This window comes from Bacillus sp. GbtcB10 (genome assembly GCF_019091365.1).
GTDB lineage: Bacteria > Bacillota > Bacilli > Bacillales > Bacillaceae > Bacillus > Bacillus altitudinis.
On record NZ_JAGXJP010000002.1, the window covers coordinates 846,391 to 871,132 of the forward strand.

A 24,742-nucleotide genomic window follows, 5' to 3' on the forward strand; every position below is an offset into this window, starting at 1 on the left:
ATCTGTTTGTGGGATATATGTTGTTATTTTCGGTTGTGATCGGTCTTGTCCTGACCCTTTTGCTCACACCACTCAGGTTAATCGTTAGAAAGAAAGGAACTGAACAACAGGTGCCGCTTATGTGGATTGCGGGACTGGCACTGCTGTTTATCATCGGGATTTTCGGCTTCTACTACATCACCAATTTAGACCGCAACCCATCATCACTGTGGCTCATTGGACTTGTTGTGACAGCAGCAGGTGCCTTTTTATCAGTGGGATTGGAGCGGAAGATCAAGGGCGTTTTATTTCTCATATTATTGTTGCTCGGTGTTTATATGGCAACCGCTTTTCTATTCAATGCAAATGAGAAATTCGACGTGTCTAAGATGGATCAAAAAGTCGAAATCAAAGCGTTTGATGAGACAGAAACACCTGCGAGTGTACCACCGCAATTTGCTCGCAATAAGATGAAGAAATCGTTCGGACAGGTGCCAAACACGAGCTACTACGAGCTTGGCAGCTTGCAAATTCAGAAGGTCAATGGTGAGTATGTGTATATCGCACCCGTCGAGTTCTCCGATTTCTTTAAATGGATTCGTTCTGGTAGCACACCAGGTTACTTTACATTAAGTGCGACCGACTCATCTGCCAATCCAAAGTTTGTGAAAACCGAGATGGTCTATACGCCTTCTTCCTATTTCAATAAGGAAATTGAGCGGCATATCCGTCTTCAGTATCCAGATTTGATTTTCTATGGAGATACGCAGCTCGAGATCAATGATGATGGCAAGCCTTATTACATCCAAACATTTGGAGATTTCATCTCTGCACGAAACGGGTTTAAAGCTTCAGGTGTGGTTGTTGTGGATGCCAAAACGGGTGAAACGAAGAAATATTCCTTAGACAAAGTACCAGCCTTTATTGATGGCGCTGTTTCGCCAGAGGCCGTCAGTCTGCAAAATAGTTACTTCGGCAACTATGTTCATGGTTTCTGGAACAGTATGTTTGGAAAATCAGATGTGAAACTGCCTTCAGACGAGGGAACGGAAGCCAATGTAAGTCCAGTGTTTGATTCAAAAGGGGATATGTATTACTTCACAGATTTCACGAGTCCAAAAGAGGGCGTTGATTCCATGCTCGGGTATGCACTAACAAATGCCCGAACAGGAAAAGCCACGTATTATACGGGTAATCTTGAAGAATCCTACATGGATTCACAGGGAGCTTTGCAAATTATTGAGAAACGATTTATCGAGAAGAAATGGAAGGGCCGCATGCCGATTCTTTATAATTTCTATGGGGAAGCCAGCTGGCTTACACCTGTTCTCGATTCAAATGGGTTCCTGCAAAACTACTTTATTGTTTCGGCAGCCAATCCTGAAATCGCCGCATATGCTTCTACACCAAACGAAGCACTAAGAGCCTATAAAACAGCTCTTCAAAAAGGCGGCGGTACCGTCAATAGTTCATCGAAGCAAGAAAAGAAAGAGTCAACAGGTAAAGTGAAAAGGGTGTATAAGGAAAAGACCGGTGATTATACAACCGTCACCTTCTTACTAGACGATGGGAAAAACTACACGATGTCTTCTGAAAAAGAGCCTCTTATTATTTATTTAAAAGAAGGGGATCAAGTCATCATGAAGTACACAGATACAGGTGAGATTTTCCTACCAGTCGATGAAATCAACATCAAAGGATTATAAAAAAAGACGTTTCTCCTACTGCGGAGAAGCGTCTTTTCTCTCTTTTCTCAACAACTCAACAAGCAATTCCTTATTCTTATTCCCACCTGTCATCGGGGATTCAACATAGGAAAATGTCCGTTTAAAGTCCATTCCCCTCACAGAAATGACAGCCAATTCCCCGCCAATGCTGCCCCGCTGGAGCACATATTTAGATAAAACAGACAGCCCCATTCCATGAATGACAGCTTCTTTAATCGCTTGATTGCTGCTAAATGTCACAAAAGTCCGCGCTTTCAGTCCATTTGATTTCAAGACGTGCTGTAAGTATTCTCCTGTCCCAGATCCTTCTTCTCTTGTGATCCATGTTTCATTTTGCAATTGATCAATGGTGACATCCTTTTTCTTTGCAAACGGATGGTCTAATGGGGCAACGATATACAGTTCATCCTCTAGAAACGTTTCCACAGAGAGTTCTTTGTCATTGGTTTGTCCTTCGATCAGTCCGATGTCGACATGGAACAACCGAACATGTCTAGCGATCGCCTCTGTATTATCAATGACTACCTCAATATCAACATGCGGATAAAGCTGATGAAATTGTGCCAAGATTTGCGGCAGCACATACTCCCCAATGGTAAAACTCGCTCCAATCGTGAGCTTCCCTCGTGCCAGATGATGATGCTCATAAATATCCTGCTTCGCCTGTTCATATAAACGAATGATTTGTTTTGATCGATGGTACAGCATATCCCCAGTTGGCGTCACCGTTAATTGCTTTGGCGAACGATTGAGCAGAACCGTCTGAAATTCCTGCTCCAAATTCTTAATGTGAAGACTGACACTCGGTTGAGAAATCCGTAGCTTCTGAGCTGCTTTTGTAAAGTTTTTCTCTTCTACCACTGTCACAAATGTCTTCAGTGCATCATAATACATCTGTCCCTCTCCTATCAGAAATCTTAATCCTACATCTTCAATACATATATCTTACTAATTCCTTTCGGGATCGTAAAGATCAGTCTAAACGCAATCAATTTAATAAAAATATTTACTAATTTTTTTAAAGACTCTATACTGAAAGGAGATATTTTCTATAGGAGGTGCTGACTTGGCAGCTAAAATAAAGGACATTGCGGAAAAAGCCGGATTATCCATCGCCACCGTGTCTCGCGTATTGAACCAAGATCCCAACCTATCTGTTACAAATCAAACACGTGAGAGAGTATACGCGGCAGCAGAAGCTTTGTCCTATCAAAAAAAGACATTCAAACATTCACTAAAAAAAATTGCCTTTCTCTATTGGATGACTGAAAAAGAAGAGCTTGAAGATATTTATTTTAAATCCATTCGTCTAGGCATCGAGGAACTCACCAATACCCGAAGCTTAAATGTTACCGCTTACAACCCATCTGATGGTCTTCATTCTATTGATCCTTCTACAGAAGGCATCATCGCCATCGGTCGATTTAAAAAAACTGAGCTGGATCAATTATATGCGATCACAAAACATATCGTCTTTATTGATACATCACCAGATGAAGACCGCTTTGATTCTGTAAAACCAAACCTGAAACGAATTGTAGAAAAGATTATTGATTCTTTTATCGAAAAACAGCACACATCCATCGGATTTATTGGCGGGACAGATCTTGATCTCAATACAAATAGGCGGATTCCAGATATTCGTGAAACGACCTTCCGCCAGTACATGACAGCACACAACAAACTGGATGAACAATTGGTCTATATCGGTCACCACTTCTCTGTAGATGAAGGCTATTCATTGATGATGAAGGCGATCGACGAGCTCGGTGATCACCTGCCAACCGCTTTTTGTGTCGCAAGTGATCCTCTTGCGATAGGCTGTTTACAAGCATTAAATGAACGCGGTTTTTCTTTACCAAATCGAGTGAGTGTCTTTAGTATCAACGATATTCACGTCTCTCAATATGTGTCACCACCGCTCACAACTTATCACATCCATACCTCTTTACTTTGCGAAACAGCTGTCGATTTACTTTTAGAAAGACTTGTTGATGGCAGAACATTACCAAAAACCGTGCTGATTGCCTCAGAACCTGTCTTTCGGAAAAGCACGATATAAACAGCTGGAAGGCCTGCCGTATATGGTGGGCTTCTTTTCTCTTTATTTCAGTAAAAAATTTTACTTAATAAATTTAATAAAATGTGTTTACTTTTTTTACTCAAGTTGATATTCTCACATTAAGAAAGCGTTTTCTTATCATCTGTGAAAAAAGAACGAGAGGGGATTACGAATGAAAAAGGGAAAATGGGCGACATTATCGGCAGTCGTTGGTACTGCTGTGCTGCTGCTGTCAGCATGCGGACCAGGAGATGACAATTCAAGCGGTACACAGCCGGCATCTACAGGTACAAAGACCTTGCTAGTGTGGGAGGATGTCAAAAAGTCGGATGGGATTCAAGACGCCGTCAAAGAATTTGAAAAACAAAACGACGTGAAAGTCAAAGTGGTCGAAAAAGCATATGCCGACCAAATTGAAGCGCTCCGTCTGGATGGCGCAGCCGGCACTGGTCCAGATGTCATCACCATGCCTCACGACCAAATTGGATCAGCTGTCACAGAGGGATTGTTACAAGAAATCAAACCAGATCAAAAAGTGATCAATTCCTTCACAGACGAATCGATTCAATCACAAACGGTAGATGGTAAGCTGTATGGCCTGCCAAAATCCGTTGAAACCACTGTGCTTTTCTATAACAAAGACCTTGTGAAAAAGGCACCAACGACACTCGATGGCTGGTATGACCTTTCGAAAAAGCTGACAAAGGACGGGAAATACGGTTTTGTTGCGAAGTGGGATGAAATTTATTACGCACAAAGTGTATTAGGCGGTTCAGGCGGCTATATTTTCAAACAGAAAAACGATGGGTCTTATGACGTCAATGATATTGGTCTTAATAACGATGGTGCCATCGAAGGCGGAAAATACATTCAGACATTCTTTAGCGAAGGACTTTTCCCGAAAGGCATCATTGGTGAGCAAGGAATCAATGTCCTCAATTCCTTATTCACTGAGAAAAAGGCAGCGGCTGTGATTTCTGGTCCATGGTCATTTGGTCCTTATAAAGAAGCGGGTATCGACTATGGCGTGTCCGAACTGCCAACACTCCCTAACGGAAAACATATGAGCTCGTTCTTAGGTGTAAAGAGCTACAACGTCTCCTCTTATTCTAAAAATAAAGAACTTGCCGAAAAATTTGTTGAGTTTATCACGAACGAAAAAAATTCGAAAAAGCGCTTTGAAGTCACAGAGGAAATTCCACCAGTGAAAAAGCTGATGAAAGACCCAGTCATTACTGAAAACGCTAATGCGGATGCTGTTTCAAAGCAAACGAAATATGCCACACTGACACCGAACAATCCAGAAATGGCAGAGGTGTGGAAGCCGATTGACAGCGCATTAGGGCTGATTGCGACTGGCCGTACCGATGTGAAAAAAGCATTTGATGATGCGGTCAAACAAATCGACTCACAAATTAAAGCGAATCACTCCAAATAAACATCAAGCGCAGGTAGCTGTTCATCTATCATGCTGCCTGCACTTGATCTAATTTCATATGAAGTAGGTGTTAGACGTGACGGGTAACCTTGAACTAGACCGCACACACATAGTGGAATCAAAGACACACCGGAGACGGGCGCTAATGTTCTCTCTTATACCCGGGATGGGGCAAATATACAACAAACAGTATGGCAAAGGGGCACTCTTTTTCCTGTTTGGCGTTTCTTTTCTAGTAGTGTTTTATGATTTATTCAATATTGGCTTCTGGGGGCTGTTCACACTTGGTACGATGCTGCCTCGTGACAACTCTGTTTTCCTTTTAGCAAAAGGAATTATTGCACTTTTAACAGCTGGATTTGGCATCGGTTTTTATGTACTCATGATACGAGATGCATTTATGAACGGAAAGAAACGTGATCAAGGGGGTCCGCTTCATTCCATCCGTGCTCAATACCATCAGCTCATCGATCAAGGCTTTCCTTACTTAATGAGCACTCCTGCTTTCTTTTTACTTCTATTCTCTGTTGTCTTTCCTATTATGTTCAGCTTTGCGCTGGCCTTTACAAACTATGATTTATACCACTCGCCTCCTGCCAATCTCATTGATTGGGTAGGCATCAAAAACTTTCAAAATATCTTTTCAATCGATATTTGGAGAGACACATTCATTGATGTACTGGGCTGGACGGTCGTATGGACGTTGGCTGCATCGACCCTTCAATGTGCTGTCGGCATTTTTCTAGCGGTTCTGCTCAATCAAAAAGATTTAAAAGGAAAACGGTTTTTCAGAACGATTTTGATTCTGCCGTGGGCTGTTCCAGGATTTGTGACCATTTTGGTGTTTGCTGGATTGTTTAACGACACGTTTGGTGCGATCAACAATACCCTTTTTGCATCGATTGGAATTGATCCAAAACCATGGCTGACAGATCCATTTTGGAGCAAAATCGCTCTTATTGCGATGCAGACTTGGCTTGGTTTTCCTTTTGTGTTCATTATGACAACTGGCGTTTTGCAGGCCATTCCTGAAGATTTATACGAGGCTGCAACCATTGATGGGGCAAATTTCTTTCAGAAATTCCGTTCCATTACATTACCGCTTGTCCTCTATTCAATTGCACCAATATTAATCACGCAATATACGTTTAACTTTAACAACTTTAATATCATCTACTTATTTAATGGTGGGGGGCCGCCTGTTGCTGGATCCACAGCGGGGGGCACAGACATCTTGGTGTCTTGGATTTACAAACTGACGATGCAGTCTTCTCAATATGCACTTGCTGCAGCTGTTACGATCTTACTGTCAATCTTCGTCATTGCCATTGCACTTTGGCAGTTTAAGAGAACGAATTCATTCAAAGAGGAGGACATGATGTGATATGGGATCAAAACAAAATAAGCTCATTCGCCTGAGTATCACTTATTTCATCCTTTTCATTGCCTCCGTTTGTATTCTATATCCACTCCTTTGGACGATCGGCGCTTCCTTTAATCCTGGGAACAGCCTGATGAGCACAAGCATGTTTCCGAAGAATCCAACGTTCAGCCACTTTACAGAACTCTTCTTCGGTCAGGGAGCACTTTATGCGAAATGGTATTGGAACTCAATGAAAATCAGTATTGCGACTATGCTCTTAACGTTGATACTTGTCAGCTTTACAGGTTATGCCTTTTCTAGGTTCCGATTCAAAGGACGCAAGAATGGACTGATGCTCTTTTTGCTGCTGCAAATGATTCCTCAATTTTCAGCACTGATTGCCATATTTGTATTGGCTCAAATGCTTGGACTCATTAACAGCCACCTTGCATTGATTTTGATTTATGCAGGCGGACAAATTCCGATGAATACGTATTTAATGAAAGGCTATCTTGATGCGATTCCAAAGGATCTCGATGAATCAGCCAGAATGGATGGCGCAGGGCATTTCCGGATTTTCATCCAAATTATTATGCCGCTTGCCAAGCCGATTTTAGCCGTTGTTGCCATCAACTCATTTACAGGACCGCTCGGTGATTTCATCATCTCCAGTGTCATTGTCCGCTCACCCGAAATGTATACGCTCCCAATCGGTCTATACAATCTTGTATCAGACAAAATGGGTGCCAGCTACACGACCTTTGCAGCCGGGGCTTTACTCATTGCGATTCCAGTTGCTTTATTGTTTCTTGTTTTACAAAAACAATTTGTATCCGGCCTCACACAAGGCGGGACAAAAGGATAAGGGGAGATTTGATGAAGAAATGGTTGCTTGTCACTGTTGTCGTTTTCTTTCTGATGGGGTTAGGTATTCTGCCTGAAGCAAAGGCTGATACGATTTCGGTGAAACCGATCAATGGATTGCAAGGTGATTTCATCAAAGGAGCCGATATCTCCATGCTCGCAGAAGTGGAGCGAAGCGGCGGCAAATACTACAACCAAAACTGGCAGCAGGTTGATCCGCTCAAGCTATTAAAAGAGAAAGGTGTCAACTATGTGCGCATCAGACTCTGGAACCATCCATACGACAACCAAGGCCGTGCCTATAACGGCGGGACAAACGATTTAAATACCGCCATTGCTCTCTCGAAACGTGCAAAAGCACAAAACATGAAAGTGCTGCTTGATTTTCACTACAGTGATTTCTGGACCGATCCCGGTAAACAGTTCAAACCGAAAGCTTGGACCAATCTCTCGCAAAGCGATTTAGAAAAAGCTGTTGGCACTTACACAAGCGATGTACTTAAAGCGATGAAAGCACAAAATGCCCTGCCAAATATGGTACAGGTCGGGAATGAATTGAATTCAGGTATGCTTTGGCCGAACGGAAAGAGCTGGGGTGAAGGCGGCGGTGAATTTGACCGGCTCGCTGCTTTGCTAAAAGCGGGGACAAATGCTGTCCGCTCTGTCGATTCAAACATCAAAGTCATGCTTCACCTTGCACATGGAGGAGACAATGGTGCATCTCGCTGGTGGTTTGATGAAATCACCAAACGAGGCGTTTCGTTCGATACGATCGGTTTATCTTACTACCCGTATTGGGACGGCGGATTTAGCGGTCTTACTAACAATATGAATGATATTAGCGCCCGCTATAACAAAGATGTCATCGTGGTAGAAACCGCCTACGGCTTTACAACAGCAAATGGTGACAACCTCGATAACTCATTTAACCAAGATTCAGTCAATACGGCCGGTTATCCAGCATCACCACAAGGGCAGGCATCTTTTATACGAGATCTATCAGAAAAAATTTCACAAGTAAAAAACAATCGCGGGAAAGGGTTCTTTTATTGGGAGCCGCTTTGGATTCCAGCAAAAGGTGCTCCGTGGTCTAGTCAATACGGGCTCGCTTATATTCAAACAACCGGGACAGTCGGGAATGCTTGGGAAAATCAGGCCATGTTCGATTTCAACGGAAAAGCCCTGCCTTCTCTTGATGTATTTAAACAAATGACACCGTAATTAAACAGATAGGACGTGACAAAATGGGAAAGCGTTACCCACTCGTCCACCCAAATGTGAAAGGCTTTTTGCATGGTGGCGACTATAATCCTGATCAATGGCTCCATATGCCGGAGATCATTGACGAAGATTTTCGATTAATGAAGCTTGCACACTGTCAAACATTCTCTATCAATATTTTCGCTTGGAGCAAGCTCGAGCCAAAAGAAGGGGAATATGATTTTGCCTGGCTGGATGATATCATGGACCGCTTGGCAGCGCAGGGAGCTCACGCCATTCTCGCCACGCCAAGCGGAGCAAGACCTGCTTGGCTCTCGCAAACATATCCAGAAGTCTTACGCGTTGAAGCAAACCGCCAGCGCAACTTACACGGACTTCGCCATAATCATTGCTTCACCTCACCGGTTTATCGAGAAAAAACGAATACACTCAATCGTTTGCTCGCTGAACGCTACAAGGATCATCCAGCGCTGATCATGTGGCACATTTCAAATGAATACGGCGGTGAATGTCATTGTGATCTTTGCCAAGAAGCATTTAGAGACTATTTGAAAGACAAATACAACCATGACCTTGAAGCTTTGAATCAAGCATGGTGGACGGGATTTTGGAGCCACACCTTTACCGATTGGTCGCAAATCGAGTCACCAGCACCTCACGGGGAGCATATGATTCACGGCATGAACCTAGATTGGAAGCGTTTTGTCACAGCGCAAACGATCAATTTTTATCAAAATGAGATTGAACCGCTGAGAGAATTAACACCTCATGTGCCAGTAACCACCAATTTTATGGGCGACTATCCGCATATGCGTCCATTCCTTGGACTGGATTATCATCAATTTGCAAAAGAAGTCGACGTGATCTCATGGGATAGCTATCCAGCATGGCATAGCGGCAGAGAAACCACTGCAGAATTAGCGTCAAACGTCGCCTTCGTTCACGATTTGTATCGTTCATTAAAGGGCGGTCAGCCGTTTCTTGTGATGGAAAGCACACCAAGCCTCGTGAACTGGCATGAAGTGAATAAGGTGAAGCATAAAGGAATGGCACACCTCTCTGCCATGCAGGCGATTGCCCACGGGTCCGACTCCGTCCTTTATTTCCAGTGGAGACAAGGTCGAGGCGCCTCTGAAAAATTCCACGGCGCTGTTGTGGATCATTCAGGACATGAACACACGCGTGTGTTTCAAGAAGTTGCTGATTTAGGAAAACAGCTGGAGCAGCTTCAGCCGATTGCGGGTACATCCGTTCAACCAGAAGTCGCCATCATATATGATTGGGAAAACCATTGGGCAATTGATGATGCGCAAGGCTTAAATAATACCAACAAACGCTATGTAGAGGCTTGCCAAACTCATTATCGAAGCTTCTGGAAAAAGGGCATCCCTGTTGATATTGTCGGGATGGAAAAGGATTTCTCATCCTATCGAGTGCTTGTTGGACCAATGCTCTACATGATCAAACCAGGCGTGGCAGAAAAGATCGAAGCATTTGTCAAAGAGGGCGGCATTTTTGTGGCAACATACTGGAGCGGCATGGTCGATGAAAACGACCTCTGTTTCCTTGGTGGTTTCCCCGGTCCTCTCCGCCATGTACTTGGTGTTTGGGCAGAGGAAATCAACACATTGATGCCAGATGAACACGTTTTAATGACCACAGGAAATGGACGCACTTATCATGTCGGGCAATATTGCGAGTCCATTCATCCTGAAACAGCCTCTGTGTTAGGGCATTTTGAGAATGGCTGCTATGAAGGACAGCCCGCCCTTACTGTCCGTCCATTTGGCAAAGGGAAAGCATACTATATGGCTTCTGAAAATGAGCAGGCGTTTTATGATGATTTTTACGAAGACCTTATCACAGGAATAGGCATACAACCGATCCTATCCTCTTCGATTCCAGAGGGCGTCAGTGTCCAGAAACGAACAGATGGATCGCAGGACTTTGTGTTTATGATGAATTTTACAGAACAGCAACAGAACATTTCACTAGATTCAGCGGAAAGCTATGAAAATATGCTGACTGGACAGCATACATCTCAACAGTTACAACTGAATCCTTACGAATACGTTATTTTGAAAAAATAGCGTGAAAGAAGCGTCCATCCAAAGGGCGCTTTTTACTTTTAAGTGAATCTAAATACCTATAAAATCTCTTCCGGTAGTAGATTACCAATAGAATCATTATTTTTTATCTAAATTTTTTGACATATTGAACACCGCGCCACGATTGGATTCACCATCCTTTTTTACCATTGTATAGGTATGAAAGCGGTTGCCTAATACTCATATTTTTGATACTCTTTTTTTCAATGCAGATGTGGGACTGCATTGGTATAAAAACAAACAAATGTAAACGGTTTATTGTAGGGGGAGGGGCTTATGTTAACGTTTGTTGGATTGTTGATTATTTTAACGATTGTTGTTTTGCTGATTTGGGGGAAAGCGAGTCCAATTGTCGCCATGGTCATGGTGCCTTTAATAGGGGCGCTCATCGCGGGGTTTGGTATCAATGACATTCAAACTTTCTTTGAACAAGGGATTATCAAAGTATTGCCAGTGGCGACCATGTTTATCTTCGCCATTTTATTTTTTGGCATTTTACAAGATACAGGGTTCTTTGAACCTGTAATTAAAGCATTAATCAAGCTGACAAAAGGAAATGTTGTCACAGTTGCGATGGGAACTGCCTTGATTGGGGTCATCGCACACTTAGACGGAGCAGGAGCTACCACCTTTTTATTAACTGTACCTGCACTGCTTCCGCTTTATAAAAAATTACATATGAGTCCTTATTTATTGCTTTTGTTAATCGGGACGAGTGCTGGATTAACCAATATGATTCCATGGGCTGGCCCCACAGGACGGGCAGCAAGTGTTCTAAATATGGACCCATCTGAACTGTGGGTACCGCTTATTCCCATTCAGCTGATCGGGGTCGTGCTCGTATTAGGAATGGCATTCATTTTAGGAAAAAGAGAAGAAAAACGAATTCGGGTGAAAATCGCCGCAAATGAAGTAGCCGCTGTCCAATTAGAAGGCGCCGATTGGGATCGTGCCATTCAATCGATCAGCGAAACAGGCGATGCGTCTTTAAAGCGTTATCACTTAATGTGGGTCAACCTCATTCTATTTTTAGCTGTTGTTGTCCTTCTTGTGCTGAACGTGATTCCTGCTAGCTATATGTTTATGATTGGTCTTTCACTAGCACTTCTGATTAACTTTCCAAATGTGAATTTACAAATGGAGCGAATTAAGGCACATGCCCCGAGTGCACTAATGATGGCGGCTGTTATTTTCTCCGCAGGTTCTTTTTTAGGGATTCTTGAAGGAACGGGCATGCTAAAGGCGATTGCAGTGGACAGCATTCACATTTTGCCAGCTTTCTTACTGCCATTTTTACATATCATTGTGGGGATATTTGGGGTTCCGCTTGATATGCTGACAAGTACGGATGCCTATTATTATGCACTTCTGCCGATTGTCGAATCGATTACATCAGAGGTTGGCGTGTCAGGGACATCTGCAGCATACGCCATGATGATTGGAAATATCATCGGCACCTTTGTCAGCCCTCTTGCACCTGCTGTATGGCTCGCCATCGGTCTTGCAGGGGTCGATATGGGGAAACATATCCGCTACTCCTTCTTTTGGATGTGGGGGTTCAGTATCGTTTTACTCATCGTCGCCAAACTGATTGGCATCATATAAAAAAGAAAGACATGCGCAAAATCAGCGCATGTCTTTTTCTTTGAATTATGAAGGATATTCACTCGTGTGAATGTCTGTTTTCGGTTTTCTAATCAGTGACATCAATCCAACGATTAGCAACAAGATCATCGGAACGAAAGCAAGACCAACAGTTCCAATTAAAAGAGTCACAGCCGAAACCAAGAAAAGAATACCAGAAAGCACGGCACGGCGGTCTGTTTTCAAGACAATCACACCAACAAGGGCTAAGACAGCCGCAATTGCGGAAACAACCATAAACTGAACGCCAAAGGCATGAACCGAAGCTTCAAGTGTTTCAACTGGCAAGGCGCTGCCTTCCTCTTGTAAAATTTCATTCATTTCTTCATAAAATGCTGGGTCCACAGAGAGCATCAATGCCCCAAAACCAACACCAATTACGTTGAGGACAATACTGATAATCCCCATAATTTTTTCACCTTTACGCTTAATCATTGATAGAAACCTCCTAAAAAGTTAAATTAACCTGTTTTTACTTCTCGCTTTTGGAAGACGATTAAAGCAACCGCCAAGAAGATGGCCCAATAAATGACTAGGACCGTTAGTGAGAAACCTAGGGACATGCCTTCGATATAAGTAGGTGTTTCTGCGAAATACTGTACAGGATCGTTGGCAAACAATAAGTATTTCGCCCAATCAAAGAAGAACATCAAAATGCTTGTGATGGATGCTCCGACAACATAGGCTAATACACTAATCGCTATGGAAATGGCCTCGCTTCTAAACACCGTTGAGATAGCAAAAGAAAGTGTCCCTAATACAACAAACATAGCACAATGCGCCAAATAATAAGAGACCATATTTGCAAACTGAGACCGTTCAATGACTTCACCATTTTGATAAGCCAAATACACATAATCATTGTTTAGTCCAAAGAATATCGCACCTAAGATAAAGGATAAGATAAATAGGACAGCGATCAGGAAAAGTGAATATAGTTGGACGGTAAAGTATTTAGACAAAAGAACCTTCAACCTGGATGGCGGACGAATCAGTAATAATTTAATTGTACCATGCTTATATTCAGCCGAGACAATTGTGGCTGCAATAATAATCACAAATACACCTACCAGCTGAAGCAAATTAGCATTTGTTTTCACATAAGTCCATGCATTTTTACCGAATTGATCGGCTGGAGGTAAATCATGTTTGATTCGATACTCATTGATCGCTATATCGGTTTCAAGGGATCTCTTATAAAATCTTATATTATCCTCTTTCAATTCTTGCTTCTTTGCTTTATTGATTTCTTGCAACTCAGTTTTCCAATCACCGGATGCTTGATCTCCGTCATTTGTCTTAACAGCAAAAATCAACGTCGCAATCATACCTAAAACAAGAAGCCCAACCATAATCCAAGTACCCACACGATAACTGATTTTCATCCACTCGTTTTGAATGAGGCGAATCATACGTCTGCCTCCTTTTTACCTGTTAAGCTTAAGAACTTATCTTCTAAGGTTTGTTTTTCTACTTTGATTTCGTACAAATGAATAGAAGCCTCGCTCAAATGACGAATCAATTGTGGCATCTTCTCTTCTAGGATGGAGAAGAATAAGTACTGCTCCTCTTCTCTAACTGTGATACCTTCCTCAAATGCTTCAATGAGCTTTTGAGCTTCTTCAATCTCACTTGATGCTACTTTCATTCGATAATTGACCAAATCATCCTGCTTCGTCTCCGCACGCTGATCCTCAATCGCAATCAGCTTTCCTTTTTGAATAATGGCGAAACGATCACACATCAATTCCATTTCTGACATGAGATGACTTGAAACAATGACAGCAAGCCCTTCTTCCTTTGCCAGCCTTCTCAAGTAATCTCGTATCATACGAATTCCCTCTGGATCTAGTCCATTGGTCGGCTCATCTAAGATTAGCAGTTTCGGTTTATGTATCAATGCCTGAGCAATCCCCAAACGCTGCTTCATTCCTAATGAAAACGTACGGACACGCTTATGTTTCACATGCTGCAAACTAACTAGTTCTAGCAGTTCATCAATTCGACCTTCATCCACTTTTCCATTCATTCTGGCAAAATGAACAAGGTTTTGTCTTGCCGTTAAATGATTATACATTTCTGGGTTTTCAATAATCGCACCGACATCTTGGATGGCATGCTGATATGAGGCTTGAATACTATGACCATTAATCAGAATGTCACCGGATGTAATGGGAGAAAGACCGACCATCATGCGAATGGTTGTCGTTTTTCCTGCGCCATTCGGCCCTAAGAAGCCAAAGACTTCGCCCGCTTGGACAGAGAAACTCAAGTCTTGAACAATCTTTTTCCCGCGAATATGCCTAGATACATTTTGCAGTTCTAAAACGTTCGTCACGTTACCTCTCCTTCTTTGTCTAAGTATCATCTATCATCTATTTCCTGATAAACACCATGATCCGTCAAAAATAGAAGAACACTTCCATATGGTACAGCAATGCCCAAAAGTTGTGAAGGGGATTAGGCAAAATTTAGAGAATCATCTGCCTTTTTTAAGGTAGGGTTAAGAAAAGCGTGAATTTTTATAAGAAAAGAGGCTTGATTTTTTAAAAAAAGAATCATTTTCAACAGGTACATATGTATGAAATGATGTTTAAGATTATACCTTTCACCTATAAATATCGAAAAAAGAGGCTGATGGTCGACAGCCTCTTTTCATACATTATACTTTCTTCACAAACTCCGATTTTAACTTCATTGCGCCAAAACTAGGAATTTTACAATCAATGTTATGATCGCCTTCGACTAAACGAATCCCTTTGACCTTCGTCCCTATTTTTAAAACCGAAGAAGAACCTTTGACTTTTAAATCTTTAATCACAGTGACCGTGTCACCATCACTTAATAGATTTCCATTCGCATCTTTGACAACAAGCTGTTCCTCTGCCGCTTGTTCTTGTTCTAGCGACCACTCATGCGCACATTCTGGACAAATAAGCATGCTGCCATCCTCGTATGTATAGGTTGAACTGCACGATGGACAATTCGGTAGATTAGACATTTGTGTTTCCTCCAACTTTCTTTTTCATTTAGAACCATTTTACCACATTTCTATAGAAAGAAATGTGATAGAAAAGGAAACATTTTTCATCATTTACTTATCTCTTCCAAATGTCATGACGGCCGCAATATTCCGCGCTGTTCTCTCTACATGCACACTAGCATCATGCATGGCTTCAGCCAGAGTCGTGACGCCAGGGACAATACTAAAAAGTGCATCAATGCCATGATCATGTACGACTGCACTGTCTTTTGAGAGGGACCCAGCGATGCCAATCACAGGGAGTCGATATTGTTTCGCAGCTTTGGCTACACCGATCGGCGTTTTGCCGTAAATGGTCTGCTGATCAATCCGGCCTTCCCCTGTAATGACTAGGTCAGCGTCCTTTAGTACGTCAGCAAAATGTACGGCTTTCAGTACAATATCGATTCCCTTTTGCAGATCAGCCTGTAAAAAGCCTAATAAACTCGCGCCCATTCCTCCTGCCGCTCCTGCACCTGCCGCCTCACCAAAGGAGACATGAAAATGCTGCTTAGCCACTTGTGCAAAATGAGATAAATTCTTGTCCAACAGTTGAACCATTTCTGTATCTGCTCCCTTTTGAGGACCGAACACAGCAGACGCTCCTCTTTCACCCGTTAAAGGATTATCCACATCACACGCCACTTCCAGACGGACTGATCGCAATCTTGGATCCAGTCGAGATAGATCAATAGAAGCTAATTGATTCAGTGATCCACCGCCCGGCGTGAGGTCTTGGCCTGCTTTATCGAGAAAAGAAGCACCTAAACCTTGCATCATGCCAACGCCGCCATCATTTGTTGCGCTTCCGCCAAGCCCAATGATTAAATGCTTCGCTCCTTTATCCAGCGCTGCAAGCATTAATTCTCCTGTCCCTCTAGACGTCGTGAATAAGGGGTTCCGTTTTTCTGGCGGGACAAGATGTAATCCTGATGCTGCTGCCATCTCTATGACAGCTGTCTGACCATCTCCCAACATACCAAAAAAGGCATCCACAGGTTTGCCAAGCGGGCCCGTGACCACTTGCTGGACAATCTTCCCGCCTGTCGCATCCACTAACGATTGAACTGTGCCTTCTCCTCCATCTGCCATTGGGATTTTCATATATTCTGCGTGTGGCAAAATAGAACGAAATCCTCGTTCAATGGCACATGCTGTCTCATAAGCAGATAAACTTTCTTTAAATGAATCTGGTGCGATCACAATCTTCATCCAAAAACCCCTCGTTTCTCATTAAATCCTCAGCCGAACAGCTGGAAAATACCAAAGATAATGGTCGATACAACGGTTAATGTCAAACCAATTAACGATTCAAAGGGCATTAATTTCAACCGTTCTTTTATCTCCATTTGAACACTTCCTGCCGTTGCATGGAAAAAGCTTCCGTGCGGCATATGGTCGAGCACAGTTGCGCCAGCGTGAATCATAGCTGCGCCTGAAAGGGCAGATACACCAAGACCAATAAGAGTTCCGCTAAATACACCACTTGCAACTGCCGTCCCTGCAGTTGTCGAAGCTGTGGCAGCCGACATAAAAATTCCAGACGTTGGTGCAAGCAAGTAAGGAGGTAATCCCGAAGCGTCAAGCGCCTGAATAAATACCTCTTTCATGGAAGAATTCGATACAATTCCAGCTAATGTACCTGTCCCTAGTAACATGATCGCTACACCTGACATTTTATGCAGCCCTGACATCGCATAATCATTGAGAAACTTCCCTTTTTTCATGAAAAGAGCGCCAACAATTCCTCCTATTGGTAAGGCAATCATTGGATCAATATTTATTTGAAACAATGGTCTCAAGGCTAACAAGAGAATGGTCACAAGCGGTCCTACAAGCGCTTGTAGAAAACCAGGCACTTGAACCTGGCCTTGGTCAGCTCCCTCTTCCAGAACAGGTGTCCCTTTATTCGCAAGCTTTTTGGCTAATACATATGTGACGGCTATCCCGAAAATAGCCGGTATGACACCTGCCGCCATCAGGGAAGTAAGCGGTACACCAAAGGCATCAGAGGCTGCAATGGCATTCGGATTCGGTGACATGATATTCCCCGCCTTCCCTCCTCCAATCATCGCAAGTAAAATCCCCGTTTTAGAAAGTTTTGCACGCTTGGCAATGGCAAGTGCGATTGGTGCTACTGTAATGACTGCTACATCTACAAAAACACCCACCGTTGTTAAAATCATTGTTGCAAGTGCGAGTGCTAAAAGTGCCCTCGCCTCTCCAAGCTTTTTGACGATGGCCTCCGCAATAGATAGCGCTGCTCCCGACTCAATTAAAACCCCTGCCAGTACACCTGCCGCCATGATTCGAAGGACAGCCGGAATCATGTCCTTTGCGCCTTCCATCATGACGTTCACGGTCTGCACAACATCTACACCGCCAACCAAACCGCCAATAAATGCACCTGCCAGCATGCCATAAGCAGGTGATACTTTTTTTAAAATGAGAACAATAGCGATCACAAGCGCAGTCAATGCGCCCAATGTACTTACTGTCACATCTCCACCCATTCTCCATCCCTCCTGATTGTCTTTTATTAATTGTAAGCGTTTACTCATTGGGATCGAGTTGTGAATCTAAATGAACTTCTTTTATTTATTACTTCATCCAGTTGTGCAAATGCACAATTAAGACAGTTGATGGTCCAATTGTGCTATGTACAGCTCCATCAACTGTTTCACATGACGAGGGTCTTTTCCGGTCAATGCCTGGATTTTATCTAAACGATATCGCAGTGTATTACGGTGAATAAATAGACGATCAACGATTCTTTGTAAATCCCCGCCCTCTTCAATGTAAACCTTTAACGTTTGAACGAGCTCCATTTCTTGTATCAGCGGATGATAAAAATCACTCCACCGTTTGCCCTCTTTGGCGGCTCTCGCTTTTATAAACAAGCTTTCAAGCTGATAAGATTCAAAGACATATATGCTTTCCTCTGGATGGAGCACCTTTCCTAACCGCAGGGCCTCTCTCGCATGCTGAAAGGACAACGGTAATTGACTCATGTCCTCAGCGACAGTTCCTACACCCACGAGCACTTGTCCATCAACTGCACCTGCCATTGTTTGTTGCAGCTGTTCGATCACATGCTTGAATTGATGGTCACATATCGGCTGTCTTAACAGGATCAATTCATGACGGAAGGTCATGCCTAGTAAATCATCCGCATTCTTATCGTATTGAATGGCATGCATCATTTTGTGTACAGTGTCCTCAGACGATGGAATCGGCTGAAAAACAATAGCCATTCGCCGCTTGTCTAAAACCATTCCAAGCCAGTCAGCACGGTGTTTCAGCTGATGATCACCCATGTCAGACTCGGAGATGAGCTGATTCACAATTTCACTCTCTATTCGCTGCCGCCACTGGAAGCGTTCAAGTAGAAAAGACTGCTCTAATACGAGTTCAGCTGCCATTTTCACCAGCTCGGCATGATGACGAATGTCCCCTGGCTCACCCGTAATCCCAATGACACCAACGACTTGTTCGTGAAAGCAAATAGGCAGATTGATTCCAGGTCTCACGCCTTTTAAGCGGCGGGACGTCTCCTGATCAATCTCCACACTATCTCCGCTTGACAGCACTAGACGTGCTCCATCATGTTTTTGTCCAATCCTTTTTCGTTCACCAGACCCAATAATGACACCATCTGCATTCATGACATTGATGTTTTGATGTAAAATATGCATCGTACGTTCAACCATCTCTTGCGCCAATTCACTGGTTAAAAATTGCATTCTGCATCTCTCCTGAAGGGGTTTTCATTCAATGTATCATAGTGTCATTGCACAATAAATGCAAAGCTGAAAAAAACAGCCATTGACAAGGATACGCCAAAAAGTGTTTAATCAAATCAAGGGACCGACCGACAGTCTAGTCAAAAGAAAGGATGGCTTTATGAGAACCGTTAAACATCCTGAGGAACGCAAAAATGACATCTTAAATGCAGCAGAGAAGCTTTTTTCAACCAAAGGCTATCAGCAAACCACAATTATTGACATCCTCAAAGCCGTTGGCATTGCAAAAGGCACATTCTATTATTACTTTACTTCCAAAGAAGAAGTGATGGATGCAATCATTGACCGGATCATAAAAGCAGATATCATCGAGGCAAAGCGTATTGCCGCTGATCCAGATATCTCAGTGGTCGATAAATTATTTCGCATCATCATGGCACAATCTCCTAAACAGGGCAGCCATAAAGAAGGCATGATCGAACAATTTCATCAGCCTGCTAATGCAGAGATGCATCAAAAAAGCTTGATCAAAGCCATTACAGAGCTATCACCCGTTTTAGCAGAAGTCATTCAGCAAGGGGTAGAAGAAGGGATATTTCAAACGGATTATCCGCAAGAGACGGTCGAATTTCTTCTCGCTTCTGCACAGGTTATCTTTGATGAGGGACTTTTCCAATGGACCACAGCGGAAAGCATACAACGGGCGCTAGCATTTATCGCAATCCTTGAAGCCTCTTTACATGCAGAAAAGGGAAGTTTCTCCTTCCTTCTCCAACGTTTAACTGGAGAACCGGAAGACAATAATCAGTGATTGGTCACTTCAATACCAATCCTGCACACATTATAGACTGACGGTCGGTCTAAAAGGAGAGTGATTTTCATGTCGTCATCAGCCAAAAATGGTTCCACCCACTTTATCTACCTCGTTCTCGGGCAAATTATTTCCGTTTTCGGGTCTTCCTTGATTCGTTTTGTTCTATCTTTACACGTCTTGGATATGACACATCGTGTTGATTTATATGCCCTGCTTTTTGCTTTATCCAATATCCCGCTCCTCCTTTCGCCATTAGCAGGAGCAATTGCTGACCGGTTTAACAGAAGAAATTTGATGATTTTATTTGATGTTCTTACTGGCATTATGATTCTGGCTTTTTATTTCTGGTTATTTTCAGGTCATGATTCGCTTTATATGATTGGAGCCGTCATGATTCTCCTTGGTGTCATGAGTACATTTTATGCTCCTGCTGTGATGTCGAGTATTCTTCAGCTAGTGAAAGAAGAAAAATTAGAACAAGCAAATGGCATCGTGAATGGCGTGCAGGCCCTTTCAGGTGTTGTCGCTCCTATCATTGGCGGCGTTTTATACGGACTCATTGGGAGCCAGGTCATCATAGGTGCTAGTAGCATTGTATTTTTTCTATCAGCATGTATGCTTTTACGGTTAAATATCTCTTTCTCACCTAGCCCACTCGCAGAACCGATGACCAAAGTACTCTTGAAAGATATGAAACAAGGATTTTCCTATATCGGAAGCCAGCCATTTTTAAAAAGAGCCATGCTGCTTGCAGCGCTGCTAAATTTCATCCTCACACCATTTTTTATCGTTGGAGGTCCCATTATTTTAAGGGTCACAATGAAAAGCAGTGACATCATGTATGGAATAGGAATGGGCATCATTGAGTTTGCCGTCATCGCAGGCGCGCTACTAGTTGGGCTTGTAGCGAAACATTGGCGCATTCCTACTTTGTATCGCTGGCTGCTCGTCATCGCAGTCATTTTGCTGCCTGTTGCTTTTTCAACATCCAAGATGGCTCTTCAATTTGGTACATTTCCAGCTTATTTTCTCTTTTTAGCAGGGTGTCTCCCAATTGCCATGCTGCTCACCATGATTTCGATCGTTGTCATCTCACATGTGCAAAAGAAAACACCCAATGCTCAATTAGGAAAAGTCATGGCCAATCTGACAATGGTCTCTCAATGTGCTGCACCGCTCGGTCAAATGATGTACGGGTTCTTGTTCAACACTTTTTCCGCCAGCATGTATGTGACCGTGTTAATCGTCAGTGCCTTGATGTTTGCACTTGCCTTCCTTACAAAAAATATGCTTCGACATGAAGGAGAATCAGCCTCATGAGATTGACGTTTATCAAGAAAGACCTAACCCGCCACCGTCTCATTTCAATCGGCTTAACCCTTTGCATCATGATGACATCATTTTTAGCAACAAGCGCTGCGCAAATGACAGTCCAGTTGAATGGTTCCATTTCTGATTTACTCCAATCAGCCAAAGCACCAGACTTTGTCCAAATGCACGATGGGAGCTTAGATGAAAAAGCGGTCGATATATTTTCAAGTAAACAGTCGATGGTAAAGGCACATCAAATTGTTCCAATGATTCCGATCGAACACGTCAGCATCAAGTTCGGGCAGGAGCCTGCTCAAGCGGGTGTGATGGATCATTTATTTGTAAAACAAAATCGCTATTTTGATTTTCTTTTAAACGAACGAAATGAAAAGCTCACTGTAAATAAAGGAGAAGTAGCAGTCCCTATTTATTTTCAACAAAAATACCATTTAAAGATTGGCGAAAGATTACTCATTACAAAAGGCTCTCATCAATTCTCTTTCCAAATCAAAACGTTCTTACGAGATGCCCAAATGAATCCAAGTCTTGTCAGTTCAAAGAGATTTCTTCTGCATGATGCGGACTGGGCGACACTGAATCAAGTGTTTCAAAAAAAGGAGTACTTAATTGAATTTTTATTGCATGATGCTGGTCAAGCAGATGCTTTTCAATCACTCTATCAATCATCTGAGCTGCCACAACAGGGGCCTGCTGTCACATTACCCCTGCTTCGCATGCTGAATGCCCTAACAGATGGTATGGTGATCGCCATTCTCCTTCTTGTCTGCTTTCTGCTCATTAGCATTTCTCTCCTCTCTCTTCGTCTCGCTATGACCGCCGCTATAGAAGAGGATGAACGTGAAATTGGAATCTTAAAAGTACTTGGAATCCCTTTATCAAAAATCAAACAATTATACGTTGGGAAATATGCTGTGCTTGCCTGTATAGGGTGTATAGCAGGATATTTAATGACGCTCATGTTTGGTGATTTGTTTACAGCCAATATTCAGCAATATATGGGGAATCGCCTCTCTTTTATTCATCAGGTGATCCCGCTTTTGGTGTCAATTTTGACGGCAATGATCGTCATCTCATTCAGCTATGCTGTCCTAAGGAGATTTGGACAAATATCAGCCGCTCAAGCCATTCAAGGCGGCATAAGCTCACCAAGCCATAAAAAACAAATTCCTATGCACCTCCAGAAAAACAGATTCCTCCCAGTAAATTTTTGGTTTGGTTTGAAAGATCTGTTCTCGCGAATAAAGATGTATTCAACAATTACTTGTATTATCGCGCTTTGTACATTTTTAATGTTGATGCCGATTCAGTTATGGTACACATTACAATCACCAGATTTCATCACATATCTTGGCTCTGGAAAAAGTGACCTTCGAATTGATATTCGGCAGGGAAATCATTTAGAGAAAAGTACAAATAAAATAGAGTCTATGATTAGCGAAGACCAAGACATTCAAACATCTGCCGTCTATGAAACAACTTCTCTACAAGCCAAAACAATGGAGAATACATTAGAAACGCTCTATTTAGAAACAGGTGATCTATCAGCATTCCCTCTCACCTATTTACAAGGAAGGGAACCGTTGAAGGAGGAAGAGATTGCTTTATCGGTGTTGAGTGCTGACTCACTTCAGAAAAAGATAGGCGGAAAAGTCACTCTCGCCACAAATGGGCAGCAAGTTCAAAAAATGGTTACCGGCATTTATCAAGACGTCACCAACGGAGGGAAAACTGCTAAAGCATTATCTCAGCCTTTTCCTCAATCATCCCTTTGGAAAACCATTCAAATACAATTAAAACAAGGAATAGATATGGCAGGAAAAAAAGCAGCACTTGAAACAAATATGTCTCCTGCAAAAGTGACAGATATGAAAGAATATGTGCATCAAACAATAGGAAGCACCGCATCTCTAGTAAAAGTGATTGCATTATTTTCAACCATCGCAGCTTTTGGAACAGCCAGCCTCATGTTAATGATGTTTCTACACATGTTAAGGGCGAAAGATTTAAATCGTACTCACTTGTTAAGGACGATTGGTTTTTCTCAAAAAGATTTAACCTATCAATACTTAACAAGTTTTATCGTCGTTCTCTCTATTGGTGCCTTCATTGGAGCAATCGCTGTTCATACTATTGGTCCGGCGTTAATGAGTGCAGGCGGAGCATCATTAGGAGCATCCAGCCTTCAGTGGTTAGCCCCGAAATGGGTTTGGATCGTGTATCCTCTCCTGCTGTTTATGGTGAATTTAACTGTCATCTCGTGGTTATTGAAGTCCTTTTTTTCTAGTAAAATCAGCCGTCATACACTTTCATAAGGAGATGTTTCACATGGAACAATTAATTGAAGCGAAACAATTGTCTTTACAAATTGATTCATTAAAAGGACAAAAACAGACCATTCTTAGAAATATTCACTTATCAATTAAACGTGGAGAATTTGTCACCATTATGGGACCTTCAGGATGTGGAAAAACCTCTTTGCTTTATCAACTTAGCGGTATAGAGACATCCTCCAGAGGGGAAATCAAATATAAAGGTCAACTGCTATCAGAAATGACAGACAAACAGTTAACAGCTTTGCGCTTATCAGAGATGGGATTCGTCTTTCAACACAGCCACTTACTAAAAAACCTCAATCTATTTGATAACATCATTGCTGCAGCTTACTTAGCGAAGAAAATGCCGAGAAAAGAAGTCAATGAACGAGCAAAATATCTAATGGAGAAACTTGATATTGATCATTTAGCTGATAGATATTTATCAGAAGTATCAGGAGGACAGCTCCAAAGAGCCTCTATCTGTCGAGCTCTTATGAATGAACCAAACATTCTTTTTGCAGATGAGCCCACAGGTGCTCTTAATTCAAGAACCACAAAGGAAGTCATGGATATTTTTTCACAAATCAATTCTGAAGGAACAACTCTGCTTCTCGTCACCCATGATCCAAAAGTGGCCCTTTGCTCTGAAAGAATTTTGTTTATGAATGACGGTGAAATTTCAGCTCATTTAAATTTAGGAAAATACGATCGCTTCACCGCTGAGAAACGAGAGGCCTTGTTAAACAAGTGGTTACAAAACTTAGGGTTTTAATTGGTGTCAAACAGGCAGCTTTCTGCCTGTTTTATTTTTTCTTACACTCAAAGGAGTAATCCATAGTCAAACTATTTGTTTCTAGTATGATTTTGCCGTCTTCTTGTTGACAAGATTCTGTCAGCAACTCAATTTCTTTGCTATAAAAGTATCTCTTTGAGATATAAAGAGTGACTAAAACAAGTAAAAGCGTAGTAATCACAATTGTCATTTGCCAGTTTAACATTTGAAATCTTTTTTTCATTTCAACATCCTTTCTGAAAGGTCAACACTTGTCTCGGATTTTCACCTTTCTCAGTAACTACCAGTTTCTTTCCCAAAATCATTCTAGCAACATC

21 protein-coding genes are annotated in these 24,742 nt (G+C 42.3%); 12 read left to right on the forward strand and 9 right to left on the reverse strand.

Features of this window, described 5'->3' with window-relative positions; all coding sequences use genetic code 11:
• Positions 1-8: 8 nt before the first annotated feature.
• Positions 9-1,685, forward strand: a complete 1,677-nt coding sequence (locus tag KVT11_RS09670; RefSeq protein WP_210552270.1) for a hypothetical protein — start codon at positions 9-11, stop codon at positions 1,683-1,685.
• A 15-nt stretch (positions 1,686-1,700) separates the two neighbouring features.
• Here the strand turns inward: KVT11_RS09670 and KVT11_RS09675 are convergent, their stop codons facing one another.
• Positions 1,701-2,600: a LysR family transcriptional regulator gene (locus KVT11_RS09675; RefSeq protein ID WP_017359912.1), complete on the reverse strand. Its 900-nt coding sequence runs from the start codon at positions 2,598-2,600 to the stop codon at positions 1,701-1,703.
• A 172-nt stretch (positions 2,601-2,772) separates the two neighbouring features.
• Between KVT11_RS09675 and KVT11_RS09680 the strand changes: the two genes are divergently transcribed.
• From KVT11_RS09680 to KVT11_RS09710, 7 genes are all read left to right on the forward strand, one after another.
• Positions 2,773-3,768, forward strand: a complete 996-nt coding sequence (locus tag KVT11_RS09680; RefSeq protein ID WP_025208261.1) for a LacI family DNA-binding transcriptional regulator — start codon at positions 2,773-2,775, stop codon at positions 3,766-3,768.
• 172 nt (positions 3,769-3,940) lie between these two features.
• Positions 3,941-5,206: a galactooligosaccharide ABC transporter substrate-binding protein GanS gene (ganS, locus tag KVT11_RS09685; protein ID WP_116306530.1), complete on the forward strand. Its 1,266-nt coding sequence runs from the start codon at positions 3,941-3,943 to the stop codon at positions 5,204-5,206.
• 145 nt (positions 5,207-5,351) lie between these two features.
• Positions 5,352-6,590 carry a carbohydrate ABC transporter permease gene (locus KVT11_RS09690; protein WP_116306532.1) on the forward strand — a complete coding sequence of 413 codons (1,239 nt, stop codon included), beginning with the start codon at positions 5,352-5,354 and terminating at the stop codon, positions 6,588-6,590.
• Position 6,591: 1 nt separating this feature from the next.
• Positions 6,592-7,434 (forward strand): galactooligosaccharide ABC transporter permease GanQ, encoded by an 843-nt coding sequence (gene ganQ / locus KVT11_RS09695; RefSeq protein ID WP_007497274.1) that lies wholly within the window; start codon positions 6,592-6,594, stop codon positions 7,432-7,434.
• Between the two features lie 11 nt (positions 7,435-7,445).
• Complete coding sequence (locus KVT11_RS09700; RefSeq protein ID WP_039962843.1) at positions 7,446-8,654, forward strand: glycoside hydrolase family 53 protein; 1,209 nt, start codon at positions 7,446-7,448, stop codon at positions 8,652-8,654.
• A 23-nt stretch (positions 8,655-8,677) separates the two neighbouring features.
• Positions 8,678-10,744, forward strand: coding sequence for a beta-galactosidase (locus KVT11_RS09705; RefSeq protein WP_116306534.1), 2,067 nt, complete (start codon positions 8,678-8,680; stop codon positions 10,742-10,744).
• A gap of 294 nt (positions 10,745-11,038) precedes the next feature.
• Complete coding sequence (locus KVT11_RS09710; RefSeq protein WP_017359919.1) at positions 11,039-12,367, forward strand: CitMHS family transporter; 1,329 nt, start codon at positions 11,039-11,041, stop codon at positions 12,365-12,367.
• A gap of 45 nt (positions 12,368-12,412) precedes the next feature.
• Here KVT11_RS09710 and KVT11_RS09715 read toward each other — a convergent pair whose 3' ends face one another.
• From KVT11_RS09715 to KVT11_RS09745, 7 genes are all read right to left on the reverse strand, one after another.
• Positions 12,413-12,841: a DUF4064 domain-containing protein gene (locus KVT11_RS09715; protein ID WP_007497283.1), complete on the reverse strand. Its 429-nt coding sequence runs from the start codon at positions 12,839-12,841 to the stop codon at positions 12,413-12,415.
• A gap of 26 nt (positions 12,842-12,867) precedes the next feature.
• Positions 12,868-13,818, reverse strand: a complete 951-nt coding sequence (locus KVT11_RS09720; RefSeq protein WP_008347358.1) for an ABC transporter permease subunit — start codon at positions 13,816-13,818, stop codon at positions 12,868-12,870.
• Complete coding sequence (locus KVT11_RS09725) at positions 13,815-14,774, reverse strand: ABC transporter ATP-binding protein (RefSeq protein ID WP_223255600.1); 960 nt, start codon at positions 14,772-14,774, stop codon at positions 13,815-13,817. Before KVT11_RS09725 ends, KVT11_RS09720 begins: the two co-directional genes overlap by 4 nt.
• 294 nt (positions 14,775-15,068) lie before the next feature.
• Positions 15,069-15,407 carry a zinc ribbon domain-containing protein YjdM gene (locus tag KVT11_RS09730; RefSeq protein ID WP_017359922.1) on the reverse strand — a complete coding sequence of 113 codons (339 nt, stop codon included), beginning with the start codon at positions 15,405-15,407 and terminating at the stop codon, positions 15,069-15,071.
• Between the two features lie 93 nt (positions 15,408-15,500).
• Positions 15,501-16,640 (reverse strand): glycerate kinase, encoded by a 1,140-nt coding sequence (locus tag KVT11_RS09735; RefSeq protein WP_116306539.1) that lies wholly within the window; start codon positions 16,638-16,640, stop codon positions 15,501-15,503.
• Between the two features lie 29 nt (positions 16,641-16,669).
• Positions 16,670-17,941 carry a GntP family permease gene (locus KVT11_RS09740; protein ID WP_116306540.1) on the reverse strand — a complete coding sequence of 424 codons (1,272 nt, stop codon included), beginning with the start codon at positions 17,939-17,941 and terminating at the stop codon, positions 16,670-16,672.
• Positions 17,942-18,058: 117 nt separating this feature from the next.
• On the reverse strand, positions 18,059-19,171 hold the full coding sequence (locus KVT11_RS09745; RefSeq protein ID WP_116306542.1) for a CdaR family transcriptional regulator: 1,113 nt from the start codon (positions 19,169-19,171) through the stop codon (positions 18,059-18,061).
• Between the two features lie 160 nt (positions 19,172-19,331).
• On the opposite strand from KVT11_RS09745, the gene KVT11_RS09750 reads away from it, so the two are divergent.
• The 4 genes from KVT11_RS09750 (at position 19,332) to KVT11_RS09765 (ending at position 24,404) form a co-directional block, all read left to right on the forward strand.
• Complete coding sequence (locus tag KVT11_RS09750; RefSeq protein WP_008347371.1) at positions 19,332-19,982, forward strand: TetR/AcrR family transcriptional regulator; 651 nt, start codon at positions 19,332-19,334, stop codon at positions 19,980-19,982.
• Between the two features lie 69 nt (positions 19,983-20,051).
• On the forward strand, positions 20,052-21,305 hold the full coding sequence (locus KVT11_RS09755) for an MFS transporter (RefSeq protein WP_217609002.1): 1,254 nt from the start codon (positions 20,052-20,054) through the stop codon (positions 21,303-21,305).
• Positions 21,302-23,629 (forward strand): FtsX-like permease family protein, encoded by a 2,328-nt coding sequence (locus KVT11_RS09760; protein ID WP_116306544.1) that lies wholly within the window; start codon positions 21,302-21,304, stop codon positions 23,627-23,629. Before KVT11_RS09755 ends, KVT11_RS09760 begins: the two co-directional genes overlap by 4 nt.
• A gap of 13 nt (positions 23,630-23,642) precedes the next feature.
• A complete protein-coding gene (locus tag KVT11_RS09765) occupies positions 23,643-24,404 on the forward strand; it encodes an ABC transporter ATP-binding protein (protein WP_008347378.1) in 762 nt (253 codons plus the stop codon).
• A 31-nt stretch (positions 24,405-24,435) separates the two neighbouring features.
• Here the strand turns inward: KVT11_RS09765 and KVT11_RS09770 are convergent, their stop codons facing one another.
• Complete coding sequence (locus tag KVT11_RS09770; protein ID WP_019743644.1) at positions 24,436-24,648, reverse strand: hypothetical protein; 213 nt, start codon at positions 24,646-24,648, stop codon at positions 24,436-24,438.
• Positions 24,649-24,742 lie beyond the last annotated feature (94 nt).

Bases quoted from the DNA above. Each gene is read 5' to 3' on its own strand.
- KVT11_RS09705 (WP_116306534.1), top strand. From the start codon at position 8,678: ATGGGAAAGCGTTACCCACTCGTCCACCCAAATGTGAAAGGCTTTTTG.
- KVT11_RS09690 (WP_116306532.1), top strand. From the start codon at position 5,352: ATGTTCTCTCTTATACCCGGGATGGGGCAAATATACAACAAACAGTAT.
- KVT11_RS09730 (WP_017359922.1), bottom strand. From the start codon at position 15,407: ATGTCTAATCTACCGAATTGTCCATCGTGCAGTTCAACCTATACATAC.
- KVT11_RS09710 (WP_017359919.1), top strand. From the start codon at position 11,039: ATGTTAACGTTTGTTGGATTGTTGATTATTTTAACGATTGTTGTTTTG.
- KVT11_RS09760 (WP_116306544.1), top strand. From the start codon at position 21,302: ATGAGATTGACGTTTATCAAGAAAGACCTAACCCGCCACCGTCTCATT.
- KVT11_RS09725 (WP_223255600.1), bottom strand. From the start codon at position 14,774: ATGATACTTAGACAAAGAAGGAGAGGTAACGTGACGAACGTTTTAGAA.
- KVT11_RS09750 (WP_008347371.1), top strand. From the start codon at position 19,332: ATGAGAACCGTTAAACATCCTGAGGAACGCAAAAATGACATCTTAAAT.
- KVT11_RS09675 (WP_017359912.1), bottom strand. From the start codon at position 2,600: ATGTATTATGATGCACTGAAGACATTTGTGACAGTGGTAGAAGAGAAA.
- KVT11_RS09740 (WP_116306540.1), bottom strand. From the start codon at position 17,941: ATGGGTGGAGATGTGACAGTAAGTACATTGGGCGCATTGACTGCGCTT.
- KVT11_RS09765 (WP_008347378.1), top strand. From the start codon at position 23,643: ATGGAACAATTAATTGAAGCGAAACAATTGTCTTTACAAATTGATTCA.
- ganQ (WP_007497274.1), top strand. From the start codon at position 6,592: ATGGGATCAAAACAAAATAAGCTCATTCGCCTGAGTATCACTTATTTC.
- KVT11_RS09720 (WP_008347358.1), bottom strand. From the start codon at position 13,818: ATGATTCGCCTCATTCAAAACGAGTGGATGAAAATCAGTTATCGTGTG.
- KVT11_RS09770 (WP_019743644.1), bottom strand. From the start codon at position 24,648: ATGAAAAAAAGATTTCAAATGTTAAACTGGCAAATGACAATTGTGATT.
- ganS (WP_116306530.1), top strand. From the start codon at position 3,941: ATGAAAAAGGGAAAATGGGCGACATTATCGGCAGTCGTTGGTACTGCT.
- KVT11_RS09745 (WP_116306542.1), bottom strand. From the start codon at position 19,171: ATGCAATTTTTAACCAGTGAATTGGCGCAAGAGATGGTTGAACGTACG.
- KVT11_RS09700 (WP_039962843.1), top strand. From the start codon at position 7,446: ATGAAGAAATGGTTGCTTGTCACTGTTGTCGTTTTCTTTCTGATGGGG.
- KVT11_RS09755 (WP_217609002.1), top strand. From the start codon at position 20,052: ATGTCGTCATCAGCCAAAAATGGTTCCACCCACTTTATCTACCTCGTT.
- KVT11_RS09735 (WP_116306539.1), bottom strand. From the start codon at position 16,640: ATGAAGATTGTGATCGCACCAGATTCATTTAAAGAAAGTTTATCTGCT.
- KVT11_RS09715 (WP_007497283.1), bottom strand. From the start codon at position 12,841: ATGATTAAGCGTAAAGGTGAAAAAATTATGGGGATTATCAGTATTGTC.